Source organism: Okeania sp. SIO3B5 (assembly GCF_010692555.1).
In the GTDB taxonomy this organism is placed as follows: Bacteria; Cyanobacteriota; Cyanobacteriia; order Cyanobacteriales; family Microcoleaceae; genus Okeania.
Genome location: NZ_JAAHHG010000029.1, coordinates 1 through 4,919, shown reverse-complemented (window position 1 = coordinate 4,919; position 4,919 = coordinate 1). Strand labels below are relative to the sequence as shown.

The following is a 4,919-nucleotide window of genomic DNA, read 5'->3' as shown; positions in this document are numbered from 1 at the left end:
TGAGTAATAGGGTATTTACTCATATAAAAAGGTTGGAGAGTTACTTGATGTTGAGGACTTTCATTATTAAGTCTTTGAACTTCGTTTTCTGGGGAACCCATCATAAAGCTTCCTCCAGGAATATAAATCATTTCTAATTTAATACCATTACCTAAATATTCTATTTTTTGTCTGGCATTACCAGGAGTACGATTGATGATTTTGCCAGAGTTATTAACAGTTACTACTTCAAAAGTAAATATTTCTCCTTGTTCTGATTCTGGTATCGATTTGAGAAATGTTTGTGGTGGAGAAGTTTCATTAATAATGGGTGGTGCTGTTAATTTTTGAGATTTTTGTGGTGGAGGGGTAAATGTTTTTTCCGTTGGATAAGTCTGATTAATAAGGGACAATATCTCTCCTGGATTTTGAAATCTTTTCTTAGTCGCCCCGACAATCATTTTATCCAACAAATTTCCTACTGCATCACTCACCTTCGACTTTAAATAATTTCGCCATATCCACTCACCTTCACCCACGTCAAATAACTTAAAAGGTTCGACTTCAGTTAATAAATGAATACAAGTTACGCCCAAACTATAAATATCGCTAGAAAAGGTTGCTTTTCCTATTGCTTGTTCAGGAGGAGCATATCCTTCAGAGCCAATAATAGTTCCTGTCACAGCTAAAGCCTTCTTTGTAACAAATTTCGCTATGCCAAAATCTACTAATATAATATTATTCTCTGGCGAGCTAGAAGCTCGCACTGGATATTGATTATCATTCTTTCTCCTAATAATATTCTCTGGTTTTATATCTCGATGAATTACCTGTTGAGAATGAATAAATTCCAATAGGGGCAACAAACTTTTTAACAACTCCAAAATTTGTCTTTCATCAAAAGCTCCTGACTCTTTTAATTCCTGTTGTAAATTTTGCCCATCGATAAATTCTTGTACTAAATATTGTCGGTTATCTTGAGTAAAGTATGCCAAAAGTTCGGGAATTTGTGGATGTCTACCTAAAGTATCTAAACGTTCGGCTTCTTGAGCAAATAATAGAGCAGCTTTTGATAAATTTTCTGTTTTTTGTGATTGAGGTAAAAATTGTTTAATTACACAAAAAGGTTTTGAGGGTTTAAATTCATCGACGGCTTGAAAAGTTCGACCAAAACCACCTCTTCCAATAATTTTTAGAGCGCGATAACGTTCGACTAAAACTAATTTTTCATTGCAACTATGACAGAATTTTGCTTCTGGTGGATTTAATTTTAAACAATCTGGGTTAAGGCATTGAGTCATTTCAGTTATCAGTTATCAATTATCAGTAGCTCGTGCCATAGGGAGGTTTGAAATACTGAAGTTTATTATTTTCATCCCTTTAAAAGGGGAAGTCTAAGACCTTATTTTTGGGTCATAGTTTATAATCTTATTTGATCTTCTTAATTTTTAATTATAACTGTCGCGATTGTAAATATTTAGCTTCTGGCATAGCTCTGAGTATTTCTTTCCTAAAGTAATACTTTCAGATTGATAAATTTTAGCTATAAAATTGTTTATCTATTTCAAGCAAATTTTTCTGTCATTACTTCAGTGAAAAAATTAGTAGAATATAAAATATCTAACATTTTCCCAAGTAGCTACTAATTTTTATCTAGTTCAACGCTCGGTACTTTCATACTTTAGTTCAACAAGCTACATAGCTAATATGTAAGAGAAATTTTTCGTCGTAAATTTCAAATATTACTTCAACATAAGTCAAAGCTTTAATAACTTGATTTTTTCTCAAGTATCGGTCAATCAAGAAAACAATATATGATTTTTTTAGCTTGGTTCGACAATGTTTTGTTTTTCAGAGAATAGAATTTTCACAAAAGTTTTTTATCAGTTTCACTAGCAGCGAATATTATCTAATGGTGATTCATTACTTTACTGAAAAAATCAGTAGAATATCAACAAAATCTAACATTTTCCCAAGTAGCTACTAATTTTTATAGCAGAAGAAAGAAGGAAGAAAGAAGAAGGAAGAAGAAAAAACTTTGCGTTGTCTGATTTTTAAGCTTTTGATATGTCCGCACCCTTTGCTTCGACTGCTAAATCTAGTTCAATCATCAGTATTTTCATACTTCAGTTCAGCAGCCTACATAGCTAATATGTGGTAGAAAATTTTCGTCGTAAATTTCAAATATTGTTTCCACATCAGTCAAAGCTTTTATAATTTGATTTTTTTCCAAATATTGGTCAATCAAGAAAATAATTTATGAATTTTTTTAGCTTGGTTCGATAATGTTTTGTTTTTCAGAGAAGATAATTTGACAAAAGTTTTTTATAAGTTTCACTAGCAGCAAATATCATCTAATCACTTCCGGTTCAAGAGTTAAATGTGAGCCAAATTATAGCTCTATTTCAAGATTAGCTTTCCCATACTGAAATGACCGATAATTATATTGATATTCTCTATATTCTTCTGGTAAAAAAAATCAACATAACTTTTGACTTTCAGTTTGCCTTTCCACTAAGAACTATCACCAATTTTTACTGATTGTTTTCCAAAAATAAATCAATAAATCAAATAATTTATGACTTTTTTGTGATTGGTTCGGTAATGTTTTGTTTCTCAGACAAGAGAATTTTTACAAAAGTTTTTTATAGCTTTCACTAGCAGCGAATATCATCTAATGGTGATTCAGGTTCAATAGTTAAATCTGGGCAAAATTCAAGTTCTATTTTAATTTCTGATTTTGGTTGTCCATGTTCATAACTATAATTGAATCCTCTATTGTTTTCCGGTAAAAAATCAACATAATTTTTGACTCTAAGTCTACCTTTTTGCCAACCACTATCACCAAGTTTTAATAGTTGGCATTCTATTTCTTCAGTCACTGATTCCCATTTGCTACTATTTAATCCTATATGTACTTTCTGATCGATCAGAAACCTTCCATTTAATTTGGAAAAAATCACGAACTCGCGATGGCGATTGTTTGTATTTGAATAAATTTTAGCTCTTATTTGCTCTAAATATAATTCTTTAAATCTCCCAACTAGAAATGTGTGTTTAAATGTATCTTTCTCAAACAACAAAACATCATCATCACTTTTAAGTAATTGAAAATTATCACTCATATTAACCAACTCATCTAAACTAGCAACTGTTATTATCTCAGCTTAACTACCTATCCTTATTTTTAGTGAGACTTTGATACTTTATTTAAAATTTAACTTTGTCTTCTTGATAACTAATAACAAATCTGGTTATTATAGACTGATTATAAGGTGAGGTACAAAATAGATGTCTATAATCAACTTTTCTAAATCGGATTTAGTATAAAGTATTCTCTCTTAGATAACTAAAATCTTTTTACCTCTTCCTTCTTAGTTCTTACTTTTTCCTTCTTCCTTCTTCCTTCTTCCCTCTTACTTCTTCCTTCCTTATGAAAATATTAATAGTAGGTAACGGCGGTAGAGAACACGCGATCGCCTGGAAATTATCCCACTCTCCCCAAGTTCAACAAATATTTTGTACCCCAGGTAACGGCGGTACTGCCACTTTGCAAAAATGCCAAAATATACCCATCCCAGTTGAAGACTTCTCAGCCCTCAAACAACTTATTGCTGACCAAAATATTTCCCTAGTAGTAGTTGGCCCAGAAATACCCTTAGCCCTGGGCATTACTGACTATCTACAACAACCAAACCTCAAAATATTTGGCCCCACCAAAGCAGGAGCCATCCTCGAAGCTAGTAAATCATGGGCTAAAGATTTCATGGCTGAAGCAAATATTCCCACAGCCAAATCAGCCACTTTTACCAGCGCCGAAACTGCCAAAGCCTACATCAAAGAAGCTCCCATAGTTGTCAAAGCAGATGGTCTAGCTGCTGGAAAAGGAGTTACCGTAGCCACTACAATTGAAATGGCTCATCATGCCATAGATACCATCTTCCAAGGAGAATTCGAGCCAGATACCCATTCTGTGGTAATCGAAGAGTTTCTCACAGGTCAAGAAGTATCAGTTTTGGCCCTCACCGATGGATTAAGTATTCGTCCCCTATTACCAGCTCAAGACCATAAACAAGTGGGTGAAGGAGATACCGGGCTCAATACTGGAGGTATGGGCGCTTATGCTCCCACTCCCATCATTACGCCGGAACTAATGACCAGAATTCAACAAGAAATTCTAGAACCAACTTTGACTAATTTACAAAAACGTGGTATAGACTACCGAGGCATTGTTTATGCTGGATTAATGATTAGTCCTCAAGGAGAGCCAAAAGTCTTAGAATTTAATTGTCGGTTCGGCGATCCAGAAACTCAACCTATTCTCTCTCTCCTAGAAACTCCATTGGAAGAGTTATTGTTGGCCTGTTGTGAACAGCGTTTAGCTGAGTTGCCCCCGATAAATTGGAAACCAGGAGTAGCAGTGTGTGTAGTTTTAGCCTCCGGGGGTTATCCAGAAGCTTATGAGAAAGGTAAAGTAATTTCTGGAATAGAAAAAGCTGAAGCTACTGGAGTAACTGTATTTCATGCCGGAACTAAATTACAGGAACAACAGTTAGTCACTACTGGTGGCCGTGTATTGGGAGTAACAGCAATAGGGTCTGATTTTTCTGAAGCTAGGGCCAAAGTTTACAATGCTGTAGATTCTATAGAGTTTGACCAAATGTATTATCGTCGGGATATTGGCGATCGGGTTTTTAGGTCTGTTTATTAATGGATAATTGATAATGGATAATTGATAATTACCTTATCCCTTGACCGCTTTTTTTCCCTTAAAAGCTAATGAATTGTTATCACTCATCTGAAGTTATCGCCCATGTAGACGCGGAGCGGCGTGCCGGAGGCAAATTTAAACATTAAAGGGCTAGCAAAGACTCGTTTGAGTAAATCAATTAATGATGCTGGCTGGGGACAATTTCTAACTATTTTAACTGTCAAAGCCG

3 protein-coding genes are annotated in these 4,919 nt (G+C 34.4%); 1 reads left to right on the top strand and 2 read right to left on the bottom strand.

Annotated features, from left to right (window positions below; translation table 11 throughout):
• Both F6K54_RS06620 and F6K54_RS06615 read right to left on the bottom strand, forming a co-directional pair.
• Window positions 1–1,280 (bottom strand): bifunctional serine/threonine-protein kinase/formylglycine-generating enzyme family protein (locus F6K54_RS06620; RefSeq protein ID WP_293075826.1); only part of this gene is annotated, 1,280 nt, incomplete at its 3' end.
• A gap of 1,356 nt (window positions 1,281–2,636) precedes the next feature.
• Complete coding sequence (locus F6K54_RS06615) at window positions 2,637–3,104, bottom strand: KGK domain-containing protein (RefSeq protein ID WP_293075824.1); 468 nt, start codon at window positions 3,102–3,104, stop codon at window positions 2,637–2,639.
• A 308-nt stretch (window positions 3,105–3,412) separates the two neighbouring features.
• Here F6K54_RS06615 and purD point away from each other — a divergent pair, with 308 nt between their 5' ends.
• Window positions 3,413–4,690 (top strand): phosphoribosylamine--glycine ligase, encoded by a 1,278-nt coding sequence (gene purD, locus F6K54_RS06610; protein ID WP_293075822.1) that lies wholly within the window; start codon window positions 3,413–3,415, stop codon window positions 4,688–4,690.
• Window positions 4,691–4,919: the final 229 nt, after the last annotated feature.